Annotated in this window: 18 protein-coding genes; 10 read left to right on the forward strand and 8 right to left on the reverse strand. The window is 64.9% G+C overall.

From position 1 onward, the window contains the following. Positions 1 to 38: 38 nt before the first annotated feature. The 4 genes from trxB (at position 39) to AB4079_RS08230 (ending at position 3,801) form a co-directional block, all read left to right on the forward strand. Complete coding sequence (gene trxB, locus AB4079_RS08215; protein WP_441786797.1) at positions 39 to 1,025, forward strand: thioredoxin-disulfide reductase; 987 nt, start codon at positions 39 to 41, stop codon at positions 1,023 to 1,025. 14 nt (positions 1,026 to 1,039) lie between these two features. After that, entirely contained in the window at positions 1,040 to 1,366 is a 327-nt protein-coding gene (gene trxA / locus AB4079_RS08220; RefSeq protein ID WP_020076187.1) for a thioredoxin, read from the forward strand. Between the two features lie 138 nt (positions 1,367 to 1,504). Then, a complete protein-coding gene (locus AB4079_RS08225) occupies positions 1,505 to 2,827 on the forward strand; it encodes an aminotransferase-like domain-containing protein (RefSeq protein WP_441786798.1) in 1,323 nt (440 codons plus the stop codon). 17 nt (positions 2,828 to 2,844) lie between these two features. Further along, positions 2,845 to 3,801, forward strand: a complete 957-nt coding sequence (locus AB4079_RS08230) for a D-alanine--D-alanine ligase family protein (protein ID WP_441786799.1) — start codon at positions 2,845 to 2,847, stop codon at positions 3,799 to 3,801. A 42-nt stretch (positions 3,802 to 3,843) separates the two neighbouring features. On the opposite strand, the gene AB4079_RS08235 is transcribed toward AB4079_RS08230, so the two are convergent. The 8 genes from AB4079_RS08235 to rpmH all read right to left on the reverse strand — a co-directional run bounded on the left by AB4079_RS08235 (position 3,844) and on the right by rpmH (position 11,472). Continuing rightward, on the reverse strand, positions 3,844 to 4,809 hold the full coding sequence (locus AB4079_RS08235) for a ParB/RepB/Spo0J family partition protein (RefSeq protein WP_441786800.1): 966 nt from the start codon (positions 4,807 to 4,809) through the stop codon (positions 3,844 to 3,846). Then, positions 4,809 to 5,705, reverse strand: coding sequence for a ParA family protein (locus AB4079_RS08240; protein WP_441786928.1), 897 nt, complete (start codon positions 5,703 to 5,705; stop codon positions 4,809 to 4,811). Before AB4079_RS08240 ends, AB4079_RS08235 begins: the two co-directional genes overlap by 1 nt. 2,615 nt (positions 5,706 to 8,320) lie before the next feature. Further along, on the reverse strand, positions 8,321 to 8,947 hold the full coding sequence (rsmG, locus tag AB4079_RS08245; protein WP_441786801.1) for a 16S rRNA (guanine(527)-N(7))-methyltransferase RsmG: 627 nt from the start codon (positions 8,945 to 8,947) through the stop codon (positions 8,321 to 8,323). Between the two features lie 16 nt (positions 8,948 to 8,963). Then, positions 8,964 to 9,572, reverse strand: coding sequence for a Jag family protein (locus tag AB4079_RS08250; protein ID WP_441786802.1), 609 nt, complete (start codon positions 9,570 to 9,572; stop codon positions 8,964 to 8,966). A 16-nt stretch (positions 9,573 to 9,588) separates the two neighbouring features. Beyond that, positions 9,589 to 10,560 carry a membrane protein insertase YidC gene (gene yidC, locus AB4079_RS08255; protein ID WP_441786803.1) on the reverse strand — a complete coding sequence of 324 codons (972 nt, stop codon included), beginning with the start codon at positions 10,558 to 10,560 and terminating at the stop codon, positions 9,589 to 9,591. 9 nt (positions 10,561 to 10,569) lie between these two features. Then, positions 10,570 to 10,917, reverse strand: a complete 348-nt coding sequence (gene yidD, locus AB4079_RS08260; RefSeq protein ID WP_441786804.1) for a membrane protein insertion efficiency factor YidD — start codon at positions 10,915 to 10,917, stop codon at positions 10,570 to 10,572. Continuing rightward, positions 10,914 to 11,309, reverse strand: a complete 396-nt coding sequence (rnpA, locus tag AB4079_RS08265) for a ribonuclease P protein component (RefSeq protein WP_441786805.1) — start codon at positions 11,307 to 11,309, stop codon at positions 10,914 to 10,916. The genes yidD and rnpA overlap by 4 nt, the downstream gene beginning before the upstream one ends. A 25-nt stretch (positions 11,310 to 11,334) precedes the next feature. Then, positions 11,335 to 11,472, reverse strand: coding sequence for a 50S ribosomal protein L34 (gene rpmH, locus AB4079_RS08270; RefSeq protein WP_064110460.1), 138 nt, complete (start codon positions 11,470 to 11,472; stop codon positions 11,335 to 11,337). A gap of 459 nt (positions 11,473 to 11,931) precedes the next feature. Between rpmH and dnaA the strand changes: the two genes are divergently transcribed. The 6 genes from dnaA to gyrB all read left to right on the forward strand — a co-directional run bounded on the left by dnaA (position 11,932) and on the right by gyrB (position 19,648). Continuing rightward, positions 11,932 to 13,365, forward strand: a complete 1,434-nt coding sequence (gene dnaA / locus AB4079_RS08275; RefSeq protein WP_441786806.1) for a chromosomal replication initiator protein DnaA — start codon at positions 11,932 to 11,934, stop codon at positions 13,363 to 13,365. A gap of 412 nt (positions 13,366 to 13,777) precedes the next feature. Then, a complete protein-coding gene (dnaN, locus tag AB4079_RS08280) occupies positions 13,778 to 14,923 on the forward strand; it encodes a DNA polymerase III subunit beta (protein WP_441786807.1) in 1,146 nt (381 codons plus the stop codon). 40 nt (positions 14,924 to 14,963) lie between these two features. After that, the gene (gnd, locus tag AB4079_RS08285) at positions 14,964 to 15,851 is read left to right on the forward strand and encodes a phosphogluconate dehydrogenase (NAD(+)-dependent, decarboxylating) (RefSeq protein ID WP_441786808.1); all 888 of its coding nucleotides are present in this window, start codon (positions 14,964 to 14,966) and stop codon (positions 15,849 to 15,851) included. 22 nt (positions 15,852 to 15,873) lie between these two features. Continuing rightward, on the forward strand, positions 15,874 to 17,040 hold the full coding sequence (recF, locus tag AB4079_RS08290) for a DNA replication/repair protein RecF (protein WP_441786809.1): 1,167 nt from the start codon (positions 15,874 to 15,876) through the stop codon (positions 17,038 to 17,040). Next, positions 17,033 to 17,521: a DUF721 domain-containing protein gene (locus AB4079_RS08295; RefSeq protein WP_441786810.1), complete on the forward strand. Its 489-nt coding sequence runs from the start codon at positions 17,033 to 17,035 to the stop codon at positions 17,519 to 17,521. The genes recF and AB4079_RS08295 overlap by 8 nt, the downstream gene beginning before the upstream one ends. Positions 17,522 to 17,644: 123 nt before the next feature. Continuing rightward, the gene (gene gyrB / locus AB4079_RS08300) at positions 17,645 to 19,648 is read left to right on the forward strand and encodes a DNA topoisomerase (ATP-hydrolyzing) subunit B (RefSeq protein WP_441786811.1); all 2,004 of its coding nucleotides are present in this window, start codon (positions 17,645 to 17,647) and stop codon (positions 19,646 to 19,648) included. Positions 19,649 to 19,654 lie beyond the last annotated feature (6 nt).

Raw genomic sequence — 19,654 nt, forward strand, 5'->3', positions numbered from 1 at the left:
CCAGACGAAGGTGTCGTGACAGGTCAAGGAGTTCCGCCGTGCGGCAGATCATCATCATCGGTTCCGGCCCAGCCGGTTACACCGCGGCCGTCTATGCGGCTCGCGCCAACCTCAAGCCGCTCCTGATCGCCTCCTCCGTCGAGGCCGGCGGCGAGCTGATGAACACGACCGAGGTCGAGAACTTCCCGGGATTCCCCGAGGCGGTCATGGGACCGGACCTCATGTTCAAGATGCAGGCGCAGGCCGAGAGGTTCGGTACCGAGATCGTCCTCGACGACGTCGTGTCGGTCGACCTGACCGGCGAGGTCAAGAAGGTCACGCTCGGCTCCGGCGCGGTGCACGAGGCGCTGGCCGTCATCTTCGCGACCGGCTCCGCCTACCGCAAGCTCGGTCTGGCCGACGAAGAGCGACTCTCCGGCCACGGCGTCTCCTGGTGCGCCACCTGTGATGGATTCTTCTTCCGCCAGCGCACGATCGCCGTCGTCGGCGGCGGCGACTCCGCGATGGAGGAGGCCACCTTCCTCACGCGCTTCGCGGACAAGGTGTACGTCATCCACCGCCGCGACTCGCTCCGCGCATCCAAGATCATGCAGGAGCGCGCCTTCGCGAACGAGAAGATCGAGTTCATCTGGAACTCGGAGGTCGTCGGGATCGGCGGGGACGAGCAGGTGCAGAACGTCCGGCTCCGCAACCTGGTCACCGGCGAGGAGAGCGAGCTGCAGTTGCACGGCCTCTTCGTCGCGATCGGCAACGACCCGCGCGTCCACCTCGTCCACCGGCAGCTCGACCTGACGACGGAGGGCACCATCGCCGTCGAGGGTCGCAGCTCGAAGACCAACCTCCCGGGCGTGTTCGCCGCCGGTGACGTCATCGACCCGACCTACCGCCAGGCGGTCACCGCTGCGGCGTCCGGAACGGTCGCCGCCCTCGACGCGGAGCACTACCTCGCCACACTCCCTAAGAACTTGCTCGACAGCGCAGCGGATGGCGCGCCGAGCGATCTCGAACTCACGACCACCGCATAAGGAGAAACAAGAAAATGTCAGCAGCACGTTCGGTCACGGACTCCAGCTTCGAGCAGGACGTCCTCAACAGCGAGAAGACCATCCTCGTGGACTTCTGGGCTGAGTGGTGCGGTCCGTGTCGCGCCGTCGGCCCGATCCTCGACCAGATCGCCTCCGAGCACGCCGACAAGATCGAGATCGTCAAGCTCAACGTCGACGAGAACCCGCAGACCGCTGCGAAGTACCAGATCACCTCCATCCCCGCGATGAAGGTCTACCAGGGTGGCGAGGTCGTCAAGACCGTCATCGGCGCGAAGCCGAAGCCCGCCCTCGAGGCCGACCTGGCCGCCTACCTGGCGTAGCGCGACCCGTCCTCTTCAGACCCGTCCGGCGCTCACCCGCCGGGCGGGTCTTTTTCGTACCCGGGATGCGTCACCGATTTTCACGGCGGTGCGCCGCCCCCATAGCATTGCTCAACGGCACAGAAACGGAACTCACACGTGATCGAACAGGGAACCCCGCAACAGCGGGGCAACAATCTGGACCCGTGGTATCACCACTACGCGCAGCGCACGAGCGGCCTGGCCGCCAGTGAGGTCCGAGCCCTGTTCGCCGTCGCCAGCCGCCCCGAGGTGGTCTCCCTGGCCGGCGGCATGCCGTTCGTGTCCGCCCTCCCGCAGGATCTCGTCGTGGGGGCGATGGATCGGGTCATGCGCGAGCAGGGCGCCGTCGCGCTGCAGTACGGGTCAGGGCAGGGCGTCCCTGCTCTTCGCGAGCAGATCCTCGAAGTGATGGCGCTCGAGGGCATCAGCGGAAGCGCGGACGATGTGGTCATCACCACCGGCTCGCAGCACGCGCTGGAGCTGTTCAGCAAGTTGTTCATCGATCCGGGGGATGTGGTCCTCGCCGAGGGCCCGAGCTACGTCACCGCCATGGTGATCTTCAAGTCGTACCAGGCCGAGGTGAATCACGTCCCGATGGACGAGCACGGCCTCATCCCGCAGGCGCTGCGCGAGCACATCGCCCGTCTGAAGGCAGCGGGCCGGCGGGTGAAGTTCCTCTACACGGTCCCCACGTTCCACAATCCGGCGGGTGTGACCCTCACCTGGGAGCGGCGACTCGAGATCCTCGAGATCGCGCGGCAGAACGACATCCTGGTGCTGGAGGACAACCCGTACGGGCTCCTGTACTTCGACGAGAAGCCCCCGGCTGCCATGCGTTCGGTCGAGAAGGACGGCGTGGTCTACCTCGGGACCTTCTCCAAGACCCTGGCGCCCGGCTTCCGGGTGGGCTGGGCGCTCGCGCCGCACGCCATTCGCGAGAAGCTCATCCTCGCCAACGAGGCGGCGGTGCTGAGCCCGAGCTCGTTCAGCCAGCTCGTGATCTCCGAGTACCTTCGCGACGCCGACTGGAAGGCGCAGATCGACACGTTCCGCGGCGTGTACCGGGAACGTAAGGAGGCGATGGTGTCCGCGCTCTCCGAGCACCTGCCCGAATTGACCTGGACCGATCCGACCGGCGGGTTCTATGTCTGGGTGACGCTCCCACCGCACCTGGATTCCAAGGCCATGCTGCCCCGCGCGGTTACGGAGTTGGTCGCCTACACGCCGGGGACCGCCTTCTACGCGGACGGCTCCGGCGCCCAGAACATCCGCCTCTCGTTCTGCTACCCGACGCCCGAGAACATCCGGGTCGGCGTCCGTCGCCTGGCCAACGTGATCGGTGGCGAGCAGGACCTTCTGGAGACGTTCGCCGGAACCGGCCTGCTCGACGCACCCCGCAGGAACCGGACGAGCGCAAACCCTCCCACCGACCTCCGCTAGACGAGAAAGACCTGATCATGGCGCAAAAAGAAGCACTGGACATCGTCGTTCTCGCTGGGGGGATCTCGCACGAGCGCGATGTCTCGTTGCGGAGCGGGCGACGCGTCGCCGACGGGCTCAACGCCCTGGGTCACCGTGTCGCGGTGCGGGATCCTGACTCCTCCCTGCTCGGGTTCCTCAACGACACCCGACCGGACGTCGTCTGGCCGGCGCTACACGGTGCGAGCGGGGAGGACGGCGCGCTGCGCGGGCTGCTCGAGCTGACCGGGGTGCCCTTCGTCGGGTCCCGCGCGGACGCGTCCCGCCTGGCCTGGTCGAAACCCACCGCGAAGACCGTCGTGGAGCGCGCCGGCGTCTCGACGCCGCGATCGGTGACGCTGCCGCAGGAGACTTTCCGCGAGCTCGGCGCGGGGAGCGTCCTCGAGACCGTGCTGAGCGGGTTCTCGTTGCCCGTCGTCGTGAAGCCCGCACAGGGTGGTTCTGCGCAGGGTGTGACGATCGTCGCCACCGCTGACGAGTTGCCACGGGCGATGGTGGACGCGTACACCTACTCGGACGTGGCTCTCATCGAGCAGAAGGTCGACGGAGTCGAGGTGTCCGTCGCCGTCGTCGACACCGGCGATGGTCCGTCCGCCCTCCCCGCCGTGGAGATCGAGCCCGTCGAGGGCGCGTACACGTTCGACGCGCGATACAACGCGGGGGAGACCCGGTTCTACGTGCCCGCTCGCTTGGACGAGCAGGTGACCGCGGCCGTCGCCGAGGCCGCTGTGACCGCCCACATCGCGCTGGGCCTGCGGCATCTCTCCCGAATCGACCTCATCGTCGACTCCGCCGGTACTCCGTGGTTCCTGGAGGCCAACGTGCTGCCGGGACTCACCGAGACGTCGATCATGCCGCAGGCGATCGCCGCATCCGGTCGTGAAACAGGCGACGTGTATGCCGCCCTCGCGCAGGCGGCGATCGCCGACGCCTGACCGGTTCCTCCGGCCGGTCAGTGATGGCCGCTCGCCTGCGGCTCAGCTGTAGCTCGGCTGGCCCAGCTCGTCGAGGATCCGGTTCAGGTCTTGAATTGTGGCAAAATCCACCACGATCTGGCCTTTTCTTGCACCGAGAGTGATCTTGACGCGTGTGTTCAGCCGGTCGCCGAGAGTGCCGGCGATCTCGTCGAGGTGACCGCGGTGCCGTCCAGCGGTGGCCTTGGTCCGCTGCGGTTTCGGTGTCTTGCTCGCTGCGGCCTCGGCCTGGCGCACCGAGAGGTCCTCGTTGACGATCTTGTCCGCGAGGCGGATCATCGCCTCCTGGTCGTCGCCGAGCGAGAGGATGGCGCGGGCATGTCCTGCGCTCAGAACGCCGGCCGCGACGCGGGACTGCACGACCGCCGGCAGCTTCAGCAAGCGGATCGTGTTGGTGATCTGCGGACGTGAACGGCCGATGCGGTTGGCGAGCTCCTCCTGGGTGATGCCGAAGTCGGCGAGCAGCTGCTGGTAAGCGGATGCTTCTTCGAGCGGGTTCAGCTGGCTGCGGTGCAGGTTCTCGAGCAGCGCGTCCCGCAGCATGTCTTCGTCCGCGGTGTCCTTGACGACCGCTGGGATCGAGTCGAGTCCCAGCTCCTTCGTCGCGCGCAACCGTCGCTCGCCCATGATCAGCTCGTAGCGACCAGGCTCATCCGCGAGTGGACGGACGACGACGGGCTGCAGGACACCGACCTCGCGGATGCTGGCCACCAGCTCGTCGAGCGCATCCCGGTCGAACTCCGTGCGCGGCTGGGCCCGGTTGGGGACGATGTCGTCGGGGGAGAGGCTCGCGAGCCGGGCTCCCGGCACCGCGATCAGGTCGTCTTCGCGTTCCGCGACCGCGACCGCCGTATCGGAGCGTGCTCCGAAGCTGTCGGGGAAGAACACATCCACCGGTCGACTGGTCAGGTCGCTGGTGGGGATGAGGGCGCCGATGCCTCGGCCCAGTCCGGTGCGCTTCGCTGCCATTAGCGGGGTACTCCTCTGCGTGCGATTTCGGCGGCCGCCTCCATGTAGGAGAGGGAACCGCTCGAGTTGGTGTCGTAGCTGATAACGCTCTGTCCGTAGCTGGGCGCTTCGGAGATGCGGACCGAACGGGGAATGATCGTTTCCAGCACCTCATTGGGGAAGTGTTCACGCACATCGGCAGCGACCTGGTGCGCCAGGTTGGTCCGGGAGTCGTACATCGTCAGCAGGATGGTCGAGACGCGAAGCTTCGGATTGAGGTGACGTTCGATCATCTGAATGTTCTTGAGCAACTGGCTCAAGCCCTCGAGTGCGTAGTACTCGCACTGAATCGGGATCAGAACCTCCGTGGCGGCCACGAACGCGTTGATGGTGAGGAGCCCCAGCGACGGCGGGCAGTCGATCAGCACGTAGTCGATGTCATATTCGGCCAGAAATCGGTCAAGCGCCCGCGACAGGCGCTGTTCGCGCGCCACCATCGATACGAGCTCGATCTCTGCGCCGGCCAGGTCGATTGTCGCCGGGATCACGAAAAGGCCGTCGAATTCGGGGCTCTTCTGGATTACATCCTCAAGTTCCCGATCGTTGACGACGACGTCGTAGACACTCGGGGTGCCTTCACGGTGCTCAACGCTGAGCGCGGTCGAGGCGTTGCCCTGCGGATCGAGGTCGATCACGAGGACACGCGCCCCGGACTTCGCGAGCGCCGCGCTGAGGTTCACAACAGTCGTGGTCTTGCCGACTCCACCCTTCTGGTTGGAGATCGTGAAGATCCGCGTCCTCGACGGGAGGGGGAGCGTTGCCGCGGCGATTGCTTGCCGACGCCGCGCAAGGTCCTGAAGCTCCTGGGCAAGGGGAGTGGTCCCATCGAAGGCGGAAGTCGGTGTCACAGACTCCATCTCGCTGTCGATCTCACCTACTCCGCCGCGCTCGTCCTCGTGGGGTTGTTTCACGTGAAACCTCGTCGCTCCTTGGTGCTTCGCACCGGCTCTTGGTCGGTCGTTTGGCACACCCGCAGCGCACCGGTTGTTCAACTCTAACTCGGATGTGTGGTGCATTCTGTCGCGCCGCGCGTGCCGTGGAGGGTGTCGGTGAACAGAATTTGTGGACGGGGGCTGGCCATGGGACTTGTGCCAGTCCGAAGGTCCTCTCGAGCGTTTCACGTGAAACGCTCGCGCGCCCTGACAGGATCGTCTCGGGAATTGCGAGTTACCGGGTCAGCGGATCGCGAGGCCGAGCTAAGGCAGGTCACGCGATCTCCTGGTGCGTGGCTCAGGTGGAACTAGCGATCGGCGTTCGCCTCTTCCGGCTGATCCACTGCCGTCCTTCGGCGCGCGTAGCCGCCGCCGTCCGTAGTACAAGTCGGGTCGGCAGCGGGTGAGTTCGTTGGCTCTGCCCGGGCTCTTCGCCCCGGATTTCATCGACTATCCCGCATGCCGACAAGGCCCGTCACCGTGACTGCGGGACACGCACTGATCGGCGGCGGGACAGTGGCACGGCGTTGGCCTGCCCGACCACCGAGAGCCGAAGTCTGGGGATGAACGCTCCTGATGGGGCTTGTGCCCAGTGAAGATGTGCCCAGTGGGGATGGAACGCACAAGATGTACGTACCCAGCACGATGCGGCGGCGACTGACCATGGGAGGCGGCGCAACGGTCGTCTCGTGGTTGCAGCCACGCCTCGGGGGATGACCTAGCGGACACGGAGCCGAATGGACGTCCGGGGTCCCTCATGAGGAAGGGTGCCTGATCGTCGAATGACCAAGGCGCGTCAATTCGTCCGGTCGGAGGTGGGTCGTAACGACTTCGAACGGCTCTGACCCTGACGCGACACCACGCCCTGGCTTCCGAGGCTGGCGTTTCACGTGAAATCAACGACCTGCAGGCACCGTTGCAATCACTGGGGGAGGGCAGTAACCAACCACCAACTACACGGGTCCGAACACAAGAACATGCCCACCCCGCTTAGCACCGAGCGTCGCGGCAAGCGAAGGCGCAGATAGGGGTCCCACTGACGCGACTTCCTGCCACCCCGGGCGACCACTGTTCGTGCAGTCAACAGCGCGAGTGCGCCCGGGCCGCTCGCTTTAGCCGACTTCCACGTATGCGCTGCCCGCGACTACGTGTCCTATTCAACATCACTCTTGCAACATCGCTCATGGGAATAGCCAGCCACGGAAGCGCAAGGGGTAGGGGAGTCCTCGAGCCCCCGGGAATGGTTCGGCTCACCGACCGGCCGCAGTTGAACACTGCAGCGTCACACGGTCACCAACCAGCGGCCCGTTGGCGCCGGGCCAATCCGGCTCAACGGCCCCACCGAGCACTCGGTCGGTGGCGCACGCTCCGTGGCACCCCACGCGGCGCCGCGCGTTGTGCGCGGTGAGCCAGGCCCTTTCACCAGGAGAGACCGAGATGCCGTCCTCCGAGTGCGCTGGGCTCCCCTCTGTCCCAAGCGCTCTGGCGTGCGACCGTTCGCTCGTTTCACGTGAAACGTCCGTGCGTGCGAACTGTTCGCTCGTTCACGTGAAACGTCACTGCTTGCGACCGCTCGCTCGCTCGCTTGAACATCCTGCCTGTCCTAGCGACGTCGCGGTCTAAGCCGACCCCGGGGTCTCGCGCAGGAGTCCGACAAGAGCGTCTACTTGAGTCCCGGTGATAGTCCGGACATCGGGATACCTTCATGTTGCGGATCGTGGGCGCTTGGTGCGCATCGTGCAGTAGATCCCTGCATCCTCCTGGCTGCTCGCCCCTTTCAGCAGCGAATGATAGCGGGCTCACTCGCGCAAACGGCAACTCCACAACGACCGCGAGGAGGACTGTCCTCCTCACTAAGCTGCATTGGTTCGCTCAGGCACGGGGCTGATCCGGTTCGATCGGTCTCACACCGATGAGAGAAGCAACTGCGACCTCCGCAGTTTCACGTGAAACCGCAATCATTCGAGCTGAGGCGAGCTGCTCGAACCTCCGGCCATCGTGAACACTCGCTCCAAACGTCCCATGGACGCGATTCCAAGTCGTGAAGCTGCGGTCGCGGCTGGTCACGCCGGCGACACGGCGACGGTTGCACCTCGTTACTCGCGGCCCACGACCACGCCGCCCTCCGATGAGCAACCGTCTGCATAACGGTCGCTCGTCCTTCGGAGGAGGGGCCGCTTCACTCGCGGTCCAGTGATGACGCACGACCGCTTCATATCCGCAGGCCAGCCATCCTCATTCATCCTGGGCACCCGGTGGACCGCGCCGCTTCAACAACACGCTCGCAGCGCGCGGCGCGCAGAACCAGGGCACCGCACTTCTTGCTCATGACGGCGCCACGACCTTCCGAATGGGCGCTGGGAGGTGCAAGGGCGAAGCCGAGCTCTGCGGGTTAGTACCGACCCAAATCGAGCCACCGGGAAGCGCTCACGCTTCGGATCGCAACTGTCACTTTTCGCGCTAAGGATGCCTCTGACACAACTGAAGCAAGCGCTTCGCGTGTGTGGGAGCCATCCTCCTGGCGAAAAGGAGCTTTCGGATCAGCGGACGGTGGCCCTGATGACGCGCGTTACCTCGCTCAAGACACCTTCGCCGAGGGTCAGCACCTCAATGTCGTGCACCTTGTAGGTACGGATCTGCTTCGCGGCCGCCTCGACCTCTGCCGGGGCGCCGGCGCCCTTCATCAGAACCAGTTCGCCACCGTCACGAAGCAGGGGAGCGGTCAGCGGCAGAAGCTTGCGGAACGCGCTGACCGCTCGCGCTGTCACTTGGTCGAGCGGGCCGTCGAGGCGCACATCCTCGGCGCGGTCCCGTACGACGTCGACGTTGTCCAGCTCCAGCGCAGCGACCTGCTCCGTCAGCCAAGCCACGCGTCGTTCCATCGGTTCGATCAGCACGAACGACACGTCGGGACGTGCGATTGCCAGGACGAGACCGGGCAGACCGGCTCCGCTCCCGACGTCTCCCACCAGTCCAGGACGAAGCAGCGGCGCAACGATCGCCGAGTTCAAGATGTGCCGAGACCACAGCCTCGGAAGCTCGAGCGGGCCGATCAGACCTCGCTCTTCCCCTTGGTCCGAGAGGTTCGCCGTGAAGCGACGGGCCAGCTCGATGCGGTCTCCGAAGAGAGCCGCTGCCGCTGAAGGTTCGATTTCGACGTCGCTCACGGGTTTCACGTGAAACTCAGGCGGCGGTGATGACCGTGTAGCGGTCGCGTCCCTCGCCGCGAGACGTGGAAACGTAGCCTCGCTCAGACACGAGGTCGTGAACGAGCTTGCGTTCGTACGATGACATCGGGGGGAGTGCCGCCTCAGCAGCGCCCTCGTCCAGTCGCGCAATGGCGCGATCGACCAGCTGCCCCAGCTCACCCTGCCGGGCTTCGCGGGAGCCGGCGATGTCCAAGATCAAGCGCGAGTACCCGCCCGTCTGGTTCTGCACGGCGAGGCGGGTCAGCTCCTGAAGCGCTGCGACGGTGTCCGCCTTGGCCAGAAGGGACAGATTCGATCCACCCTCGGCGTTCACCGAGATGTAGGCCCGGCCGTTGCGGGTGTCGATGTCGATGTCGCCGTCGATGTCGGCGATATCGAGCAGCTCCTCGATGTAGTCCGCCGCGATATCGCCTTCGCGATCGACGTCGGCCGGAGCGAGGCTCTCAGGACCAGCCTCTACGCCATCCGTCCCGGGGACGCTCGGCGACTGCCCATCCGTCGCCCGCACGTCAGCCGACTGGCTGACGTCTTCGGCCTCGGGCATATCGCTCGGCTCGGGGGAGGAGGTCTGCACGTCGGTCATCGGTTCGAAACCCTCACTACTTTCCTGCTTGCTTCTTGGCCCGCGTCTTGCTGACCGGCTGTACTCGCTGCGTCGGCTGCTGCTTCTTCGGCTGCTCTTCGACCGTCAGAACGGTGGAACCGTCCGCCTGGACGAGTTTGCCCTTCTTGGCGAGACGCGCCTCCCGAGCCTTGGCGGCGTCGGAGCCCGGCGTCGGCATGTTGCGGATGACGAGGAACTGCTGACCCATGGTCCACAAGTTCGAGGTCAGCCAGTAGAACATGACACCGAGCGGGAAGGCGAAACCGGAGAAGAGGAAGACGAAGGGGAGCAGGTAGAGCAGAATCCGCTGCTGCTTGAACTGCGGGCTCGCCTTGGTCTCCGGCGACATGTTCTTGGAGACGATCTGCAGCTGCGTAAGGAACTGCGAGCCGGTCATCAGAATAACCATAACAGCCGCGATGATCATGACCGCCACCTGCGGGGGATGAGAGTTCATCGCACCCTGGAAGCTCTGGTGCAGGGGAGCGACGCCGAAAAGCGTCGCGTTTCCGAACTGCAGGGCCAGCGTCTCGTTCAACGGACCAACGCCCGCCTTGCCGCTCTGCGCACCGTTCAGCACCTGGAACAGCGAAAAGAACACAGGCATCTGAAGAAGAAGGGGGAGGCATGAACTCAGCGGGTTGGTGCCCGTCTTCTTGTACAACTCCATCGTCTCGCGCGACATCGCCTCACGCGAGAACTGGTCCTTCTTGCCCTTGTACTTGTCCTGGATCTTCTTCAGCTGCGGCGCGATCTCCAGCATCCGTCGCTGATTCTTGATCTGCCGGACGAAGATCGGGATGAGCGCGGCACGCACGACGACCGTCAGACCCACGATGGCGAGCACCCACGTGATGCCGGCCGCCGGGTCCAGACCCATCTGCGTGAACAACCAGTGGAAGGCGACCAGGATCAGCTCCACGACCCATTTGATGGGCCAGAGGACGAGTCCGATGATGTCAGGCATGTCTTGTGGCTAGGCCTTTCCCTGGCTGATGAAGCCGTCCTGGCTGATGAAGCGGTGCTGGCTTGCGGCGACGACGAAACCGAAGGGCGTCACGCGGTACCGCGGCTTCCTCGCCGGCGGCACGTCGTCGACTCCGCCCGCTGCCCACGGATGACAGCGGAGGATGCGACGGATCCCGAGGTACGACCCCACGAGCACGCCGTGCTGCTGAATCGCCTGGAGCGCGTACGCGGAACACGACGGGTAGTACCGGCAGACGTCGCCGTACAGCGGTGAGATCACAGCGCGATATGCGCGCAACACCAGCACCGCGACGTTCCGCGGCGCGAGGAGCACTGCTGCGATCGCGGTGGTCATGGACGGATGCCCTTACTGGTGTGGCTTCGGCTGGTGTGACGATGGCTGCTGTACCGGAGCGACGCCCGGGACAGCTCTTCGTGCAGGCTAGCCCACGGCGCTTGTACGGAGGCTGGTAATGCGCGCACGACGACATCTGCCCCAGTGGCCGCCTCATCGCCGGCGAACCGGGGGAGAAGGTCGTACGCCGCTGCTTTGAGTCGACGACGCACGAGGTTTCGCGTCACCGCGTTTCCCACCGCTTTGCTGACGATGAAGCCGAATCGCACCACGTCGGAGTCGGGGTTCGAGCGAATGTACGTCAGGGTGTTCGTTCCGGAGAAACGAGTCCCTCGTCGTACCGTCGCCCGGTAGTCCGCCCCCCGCGTGATGCGATTGGCCTTCGCAAGCACCGGCCGGCCGTCTTTCGAAGAAGGGTCAGGCGGAGAGCTTGGTGCGGCCCTTGCTGCGGCGCGCCGAAAGAATGGCGCGGCCGGCGCGGGTGCGCATGCGAAGGCGGAAGCCGTGGGTCTTCGCGCGCTTGCGGTTGTTCGGCTGGAACGTTCTCTTGCTCATGTCTCTATCTCCGTGGTGGTCTCTTCACAGGCCCGTGCTGAGAAATGAAGGTCAGCGGGGAGCCCGGGAAAGTTTCAGGGCAGCCGTAACGGCTGCAAGTCAACTGATTAAAACTACGGCCTCGGTACGGACGAGGTCAAACCGATCGACTCAAATCCACTGATTATGCACGGTATTGGCAGGGAAGCGGCGGCCGACGCGCCGACGTATGCCGCCGAACGGATTTGATCGAGCTTCTGTGGACAAGTTACCGTGAGGTCAAAAGTTATCCCCAGGCCATCCCAATTCTGCCTGGAGATCGCTACGGTATTCCTCACACAGCGGTGGATAACTCTGTGAATACCCACCGGCGGCATCAGAGCCGCCAACCCGACGAGAGTCACCGGGGGTCGACTCGTCCCTTCGTCGGGCTGACGGCATCCGCAACACCGACGCAGACACAGACGAAAACGGGGAACGATGGCAGGCAGCGAAGAGCCGATAGCTGCGGCATGGCAGGACGTGCTCGGCAAGCTCGAGACGGACGACCGCATCACCCCCCAGCTATACGGGTTCCTCAGTCTCGTCGAGCCCAAGGGCATCATGGCCGGCACCTTCTACCTCGAGGTGCCCAACGAATTCACCAGGGGGATGATCGAGCAGCGCAGCCGCCTCCCCCTCCTGAACGCCATCGGCGGACTCGACGAGGCACTCGCGGTCAACACCTTCGCGATCGTCGTCAACCCGGAGATCCAGCAGGAGACGATGGCCGGTCCGGTCGGGGAGTCCGACACCGCGCCGACCTACATCGACCAGGCCGCGGCGCCCATGGTCAACGCGCCTGCCGAGATCACGGCGCCCCCACGCGGCGGCGACACCCGGCTCAACTCCAAGTACAGCTTCGACAACTTCGTCATCGGTCAGTCCAACCGTTTCGCCCACGCGGCCGCGGTCGCCGTGGCCGAGGCGCCGGCGAAGGCCTACAACCCGCTCTTCATCTATGGAGACTCAGGGCTGGGCAAGACCCACCTCCTCCACGCCATCGGGCACTACGCGATGAGCCTGTATCCCGGCATCCGGGTGCGGTACGTGTCGTCGGAGGAGTTCACGAACGACTTCATCAACTCGATCGCGAACAACCGGGGCTCGTCCTTCCAGGCCCGGTACCGCAACATCGACATCCTGCTGATCGACGACATCCAGTTCCTGCAGAGGGCCGTCGAGACGCAGGAGGCGTTCTTCCACACCTTCAATACGCTGCACGACCACAACAAGCAGGTGGTCATCACGTCCGACCTGCCGCCGAAGCATCTCACCGGCTTCGAGGACCGCATGCGGTCGCGCTTCGAGTGGGGCCTCATCACTGACGTCCAGGTGCCCGACCTGGAGACCCGCATAGCGATTCTGCGCAAGAAGGCGCAGAGCGAGAAGATCCAGGTCCCCGACGACATTCTCGAGTTCATGGCGTCCAAGGTGTCGAGCAACATCCGCGAGCTAGAAGGCACGCTGATCCGCGTTACCGCGTTCGCCAGCCTCAATCGCACGCCGGTCGACATGCCGCTCGTCCAGACGGTGCTCAAGGACCTGATCACCCTCGACGACGACAATGTGATCGCTCCGACGGACATCATCACGAACACTGCCGAGTACTTCAAGCTGAGCGTCGATGACCTGTACGGCTCGAGCCGTTCGCAGGCCGTCGCCACGGCGCGCCAGATCGCCATGTATCTCTGCCGCGAGCTCACCAACCTGTCACTCCCGAAGATCGGGCAACTGTTCGGCGGTCGCGATCACACCACTGTGATGTACGCGAACAAGAAGATCAGCGAGCTCATGAAGGAGCGTCGCTCGATCTACAACCAGGTGACCGAGTTGACGAGTCGGATCAAACAGAACCACCGCTACGGCAAGTAGCCACGCCGTCGATAACGCAGAACTTATCCACAAATCCATCCCCAGAGTGGGGACAATGCGTTATTAACACGTGTGGATAACTTGTGGAGAGCTTCCGGAGAACTACACCTTTAATGGGGACGGAGACCAACGTCCTGTGCAAACCGATCGGTCGGCGCCTCCCCCTCACACCCTTGTGAACAGGCGGATTCCTCAGCTCATCAACAACTCACCAGGGTGTAGTTCCCTGTGATCGTGCGGCCCCGACAGAGTTATCCACAGTTTCCACAGCGGTTAACACGATTACTTCTTAACTCTTCTCTATGGGGGCGGACGACAACCTCAGGGGGTCGGGCGCTCACCTCTTCAGCGTCACAGGCCAGGGGCTAGGATTTGTCACGTCCGTTATCCGTGAGCCGACAGAGGTGACTTCGTGAAGTTCCAAGCCAATCGGGATGTGTTCAGCGAGGCCGTCTCCTTCGCGGTGAAGCTCCTTCCGCAGCGGACGACCCTGCCGATCCTGAGCGGTGTGCTCATCGAGACGACGGAGAACGGACTTCAACTCTCGTCGTTCGACTACGAAGTGTCGGCGCAGACCCAGATCGCCGCGGATGTCGAAGAGCCGGGTCGCGTGCTCGTCTCCGGCCGGCTTCTGGCGGAGATCGCCTCGAAGCTCCCGAATGCCCCGGTGCGCTTCTCGACCGAGGACTCGAAGATCGTCGTCCGGGCAGGGTCGGCCAACTTCACTCTGCTGTCCATGCCGGTCGAGGAATACCCGAGCATCCCGCAGGTCGACGCAGCGGCCGGCCTCGTACCCGCCGAAGAGTTCGCGCAGGCTGTCGCGCAGGTGGGTGTCGCCGCCTCCCGGGATGATGTCACTCCGGTGATCACCGGTGTGCAGCTCGAAGTCGGAGACAACACTCTCGGCCTGGTCGCCACAGACCGCTACCGGGTGGCCGTGCGGGAGATCGACTGGGACAACGGCACCACGTCCGGTGAGTCGGTGACGGCGCTCGTCCCGGCGCGCACGCTGACCGAGATCGGCAAGACCTTCGGTCACAGCGGCAACGTCTCGATCTCGATCACCAACCGCGACGACCGCGAGCTGATCGCTTTCACCGCTGACCGCAAGACGGTCACCTCGCTGCTGATCAAGGGCAACTTCCCGCCGGTCCGGCGACTCTTCCCGGAGCAGGTGGACAACTACGCGGTGATGAACACCGCGGAGCTCATCGAGGCGACTCGCCGCGTCGCCCTCGTCCTCGAGCGCGAGGCCGCGCTCCGTTACACCTTCACCGCCGACGGATTGACGCTGGAAGCGATCGGTTCCGAGCAGGCGCAGGCATCCGAGAGCATCGACGCTCTTCTCACTGGCCAGGAGACGGTGGTTTCATTGAAGCCGCAGTTCCTGCTCGATGGTCTCGGGGCGGTGCACTCGGAGTTCGTGCGCATCTCGTTCACGAAGACCGAGAACCCCAACAAGCCGGGCCCTGTGCTCATCACGAGCCAGACGTCCAAGGATCAGGCAGGAGCGGATTCGTACAAGTATCTGCTCCAGCCGAACCTGCTCCTGCGCTAGCGCTCGGCCTCGGTAGAAGCAAGAGAAGAGAAGGACAATCATGCACATCGGCCTCATCGGTCTCGGACGCATGGGCAACAACATGCGTGCCCGGCTCGAGAAGAACGGCATCGACGTCACCGGTTACGACACCAACCCGGATGTCTCGGACGTCGCCACTGTGGCCGACCTGGTCGCAGCCCTCCCCGCGCCCCGCACGGTGTGGGTGATGGTTCCCGCCGGCCAGGTCACCGACTCGGTCATCCGCGAGCTCGAGCCGGTGCTCGAGAAGGGCGACCTCGTCATCGACGGTGGCAACTCCAAGTTCACCGAGGACTTCGCACACTCCGAGCTGCTCGCGCCGCGCGGCGTCGACTTCATGGACGTCGGCGTCTCCGGCGGCATCTGGGGCCTCGAGAACGGCTACGGCCTGATGGTGGGCGGCTCCGCCGAGCAGGTGCAGCGGGTGATGCCCGTCTTCGACGCGCTCCGCCCCGAGGGACCCCGCGACGAGGGATTCGTCCACGTCGGCGAGGTCGGCGCCGGGCACTACGCCAAGATGGTGCACAACGGCATCGAGTACGCACTCATGCAGGCGTATGCCGAGGGCTATGAGCTCCTTGACACGCGCAAGGACATCATCAAGGACGTCACCGGGACCTTCAAGGCGTGGCAGCGGGGAACCGTTGTGCGCTCCTGGCTGCTCGACCTCCTGGTCCGTGCCCTCGAGCAGGACCCCGAGTTCGAGCACATCGAGGGGTACGTTCAGGACTCCGGCGAGGGCCGCTGGACCGTGGAGGAGGCGCTCAACAACGCCGTCCCGGTCCCCACGATCAGCGCCTCGATCTTCGCTCGCTTCGTCTCCCGCCAGGAGGACTCGCCGGCCATGAAGGCCGTCGCCGCGCTGCGCAACCAGTTCGGTGGCCACGCGGTCAAGGCTGTGGACTGAGAATCCGCGACCGAAAACCTCTGTGCGTGTCACACATCTCTCCCTGACCGACTTCCGCAACTACCGCACTGCGGAGGTGCCGTTCGCGGCCGGCGCGAATCTTTTCGTCGGCCGCAACGGCCAGGGTAAGACCAACCTCGTCGAGTCGCTCGGCTACCTGAGCACCCTCGGGTCGCACCGGGTGTCAAGCGATCAGGCGATGATCCGAAAGGATGCGGACGCCGCCATCGTGCGGGCGCGCATCCAGCACGACGGCCGTGAGTTGCTGGTCGAGATGCAGCTCAACCGCAGTTCACCCAATCGGGCGCAGGTGAATCGGGGAGCGATCAAGCCGCGCGAGCTCCCACGGTACTTCTCGAGCGTTCTGTTCGCGCCGGAGGACCTGGCGCTGGTCCGCGGCGAGCCGGGGATCCGCCGGCGGTTCCTGGATCAGCTGCTCATTCAGCGCAACCCCCGATTCTCGGCCGTAATCGCCGACTACGAGCGCGTGGTGAAACAGCGAAATACCCTGCTGAAGTCGGCGCGTGCGTCGCGGGTCCGCGAGGACCAGCTCGGTACCCTCGACATCTGGGATGAGCGGCTCATCCAGCTGGGTTCCGAGTTGATGGATGCGCGGCTCGAGCTGGTCTCCCGGCTCAGCGACCCGCTGGTCGCGGCATACCGCTCGGTTGCTGGCGACGATCACCACCCGCGACTGGTCCCGCAGCTGACCATCTACGGCGCCCATGTCGAGGACGATGACGAAAGCGGAGGCGACGATGTAACGGGCTCAGCCGGTGTCGCTACGGCGGAGGCGTTCCGTCGTGCCCTGACCGCCGTCCGCCGGAAAGAGCTGGACCGGGGGCTCACGCTCGTCGGTCCGCACCGCGACGACGTTCTGTTCGAGCTGAATGGTCTGCCCGCGAAAGGTTACGCGAGTCATGGTGAGTCGTGGTCGTTCGCGCTCGCGCTCAAGCTGGCATCGGCCGAGTTGTTGCGTCTCGAGTCCACGACCGGTGACCCGGTTCTCATCCTCGACGACGTGTTCGCCGAGCTCGACCAGGCGCGGAGGCGGATGCTTGCAACCGCTGTAGCCGGTTACGAGCAGGTGCTCATCACGGCGGCGGTCTTCGACGATGTGCCCGACGAACTCACGGCGCACACCGTGCGGATCGACGCGGGTGCGATCGTGGAGGCCCCGGATGCCTGATCAGCTCAGCGAGGCTTCGGCCGTGTATCTCCGGCTGAAGTCGCTCTTCACCGGGACGCCGGCTCGACGGAAGCGCACGTCCGGCCGGGCGGAGGGCGAGTCCACCAGCCGGCCATTCGGTAGCGGACGTGACCCGCACGGGGTCGGCGACGTGATGGATGCGCTGGCCGCTCAGCTCGGCTGGACGTCGGCCCTCGCGCAGTCGGATCTGCTCGAGGGCTGGCGGGAACTCGCCGGCGAGGAGACCGCCAAACACGCCATCCCGGACCAGATCACCGACGGCGTTCTCGTCATCCGGTGCGAGTCGACAGCGTGGGCGACACAGCTCAGGATGATGCGCTCGGAACTCCTCGTGCGGATCGCCGAGAAGTTCCCACAGGCGGGCATCGAGTCAATCCGTTTTCAAGGGCCGGACGCCCCCTCCTGGAAAAGAGGCCCCAGGTCGATTCCAGGGCGTGGCCCGCGCGATACTTACGGCTGAGAGCACAAAAGAGGTCGACAGGGCGCAGAAAATGCGTCAGACGGCCGTTTTCCGGCATTTCGACCGCCAGGCCTTGGTAGACTCAACTGTCACGATTGAGTGCGGTCAGGAGCCTAATTTCATATGACGATGGAACCGAACACGGCCCGGGAAAAACACGAATACGGCGCGAATGAGATCCAGGTCCTCGAAGGTCTGGAAGCCGTCCGCAAGCGACCCGGAATGTACATCGGTTCGACCGGTCCCCGCGGTCTGCATCACTTGGTCTACGAGATCGTCGACAACTCGGTCGACGAGGCTCTCGCGGGCGAGGCGGACAACATCGAGGTGACCATCCTGTCCGACGGCGCTGTGCGGGTCGTGGACAACGGTCGCGGCATCCCCGTCGACATCCACCCGGTAGAGAAGAAGTCGACGGTCGAGGTCGTGCTCACCATCCTGCATGCCGGCGGAAAGTTCGGCGGCGGTGGATACGCGGTGTCCGGTGGTCTGCACGGCGTGGGCAGCTCTGTCGTCAACGCGCTCTCCGCCCGGCTGGACGTCGAAGTCCGCCGCCAGGGCAACGTGTACCGCCAGAGCTACCGCAACGGAGTGCCGGAAGCGCCGCTCGAAAAGGGCGAGGCGACGGAGCTGACCGGCACGACGATCACCTTCTGGCCGAGTTCCGAGACGTTCGAGACCGTCGAATTCGACTACGAGACCCTCCGTACCCGGTTCCAGCAGATGGCCTTCCTCAACAAAGGGCTGCGCATCGCCCTCACCGACGAGCGTCCGCCGGCGATCGAACCGGTCGAGGGTGAGGTCGACGACGACGAGTTCGCTCCTCGGAGCGACGTGTTCCTCTACGAGCGAGGCTTGATGGACTACGTCCACTACCTCAACTCGGTGAAGAAGGCGGAGGTCGTGCACGACGAGATCATCTCGTTCGAGTCGGAGGACACCGACCGGAAGATCGCGCTCGAGGTCGCCATGCAATGGACGACGAGCTACAACGAGAGCGTCTTCACCTACGCGAACACGATCAACACGCACGAGGGCGGCACCCACGAGGAGGGCTTCCGCGCGGCGCTGACGACACTCGTCAACCGGTACGCACGCGAGAAGGGCATCCTCAAGGAGAGGGACGAGAACCTCTCCGGCGACGATGTGCGCGAGGGACTGACCGCCGTGATCTCGATCAAGCTCGCGGAGCCGCAGTTCGAGGGACAGACCAAGACCAAGCTCGGCAACACCGAGGCGAAGGCCTTCGTGCAGAAGGTGGTCGGCGACCAGCTCGGCGACTGGTTCGATCGCAATCCCAACCAGGCCAGGGACATCATCCGTAAGGCGCTCCAGGCGGCGACCGCTCGCCTCGCCGCTCGTAAGGCGCGCGAGACCGCTCGCCGCAAGGGGCTGCTGGAGAGCGGCGGCATGCCCGGAAAGCTCAAGGACTGCCAGTCGAAGGACCCGACACTCTCCGAGATCTTCATCGTGGAGGGCGACTCGGCCGGCGGCTCCGCCGTGCAGGGCCGCAATCCGGAGACGCAGGCGATCCTGCCGCTACGAGGCAAGATCCTGAACGTCGAGAAGGCGCGGCTCGACCGCGCTCTGGGCAACAACGAGGTCCAGGCGATGATCACGGCGTTCGGTGCCGGCATCGGCGAGGACTTCAACCCCGAGAAGGCTCGGTACCACAAGATCGTGCTCATGGCCGACGCCGACGTCGACGGCCAGCACATCACGACGCTGCTGCTGACGCTGCTGTTCCGCTACATGCGCCCGATGATCGAGCTCGGCTACGTGTACCTCGCGCAGCCGCCGCTCTACCGCCTCAAGTGGTCGAACGCTGAGCACGAGTACGTGTACTCCGACCGCGAGCGCGACGCGTTGATGGCCGAGGGACTCGCCGCCGGCAAGCGCATCCCGAAGGACAACGGGGTGCAGCGCTACAAGGGTCTCGGCGAGATGGACTACTCGGAGCTGTGGGAGACGACGATGAACCCGGAGACGCGGACCCTGCTCCAGGTCACGCTCGATGACGCGGCGGTGGCCGACGAGGTCTTCGCCACCCTGATGGGCGAGGATGTCGAATCCCGACGCTCGTTCATCCAGAAGAACGCCAAGGACGTGCGGTTCCTCGACATCTGACGCTTC

The sequence above is a fragment of the Leifsonia sp. 2MCAF36 genome (assembly GCF_052115525.1).
GTDB lineage: Bacteria > Actinomycetota > Actinomycetes > Actinomycetales > Microbacteriaceae > Leifsonia.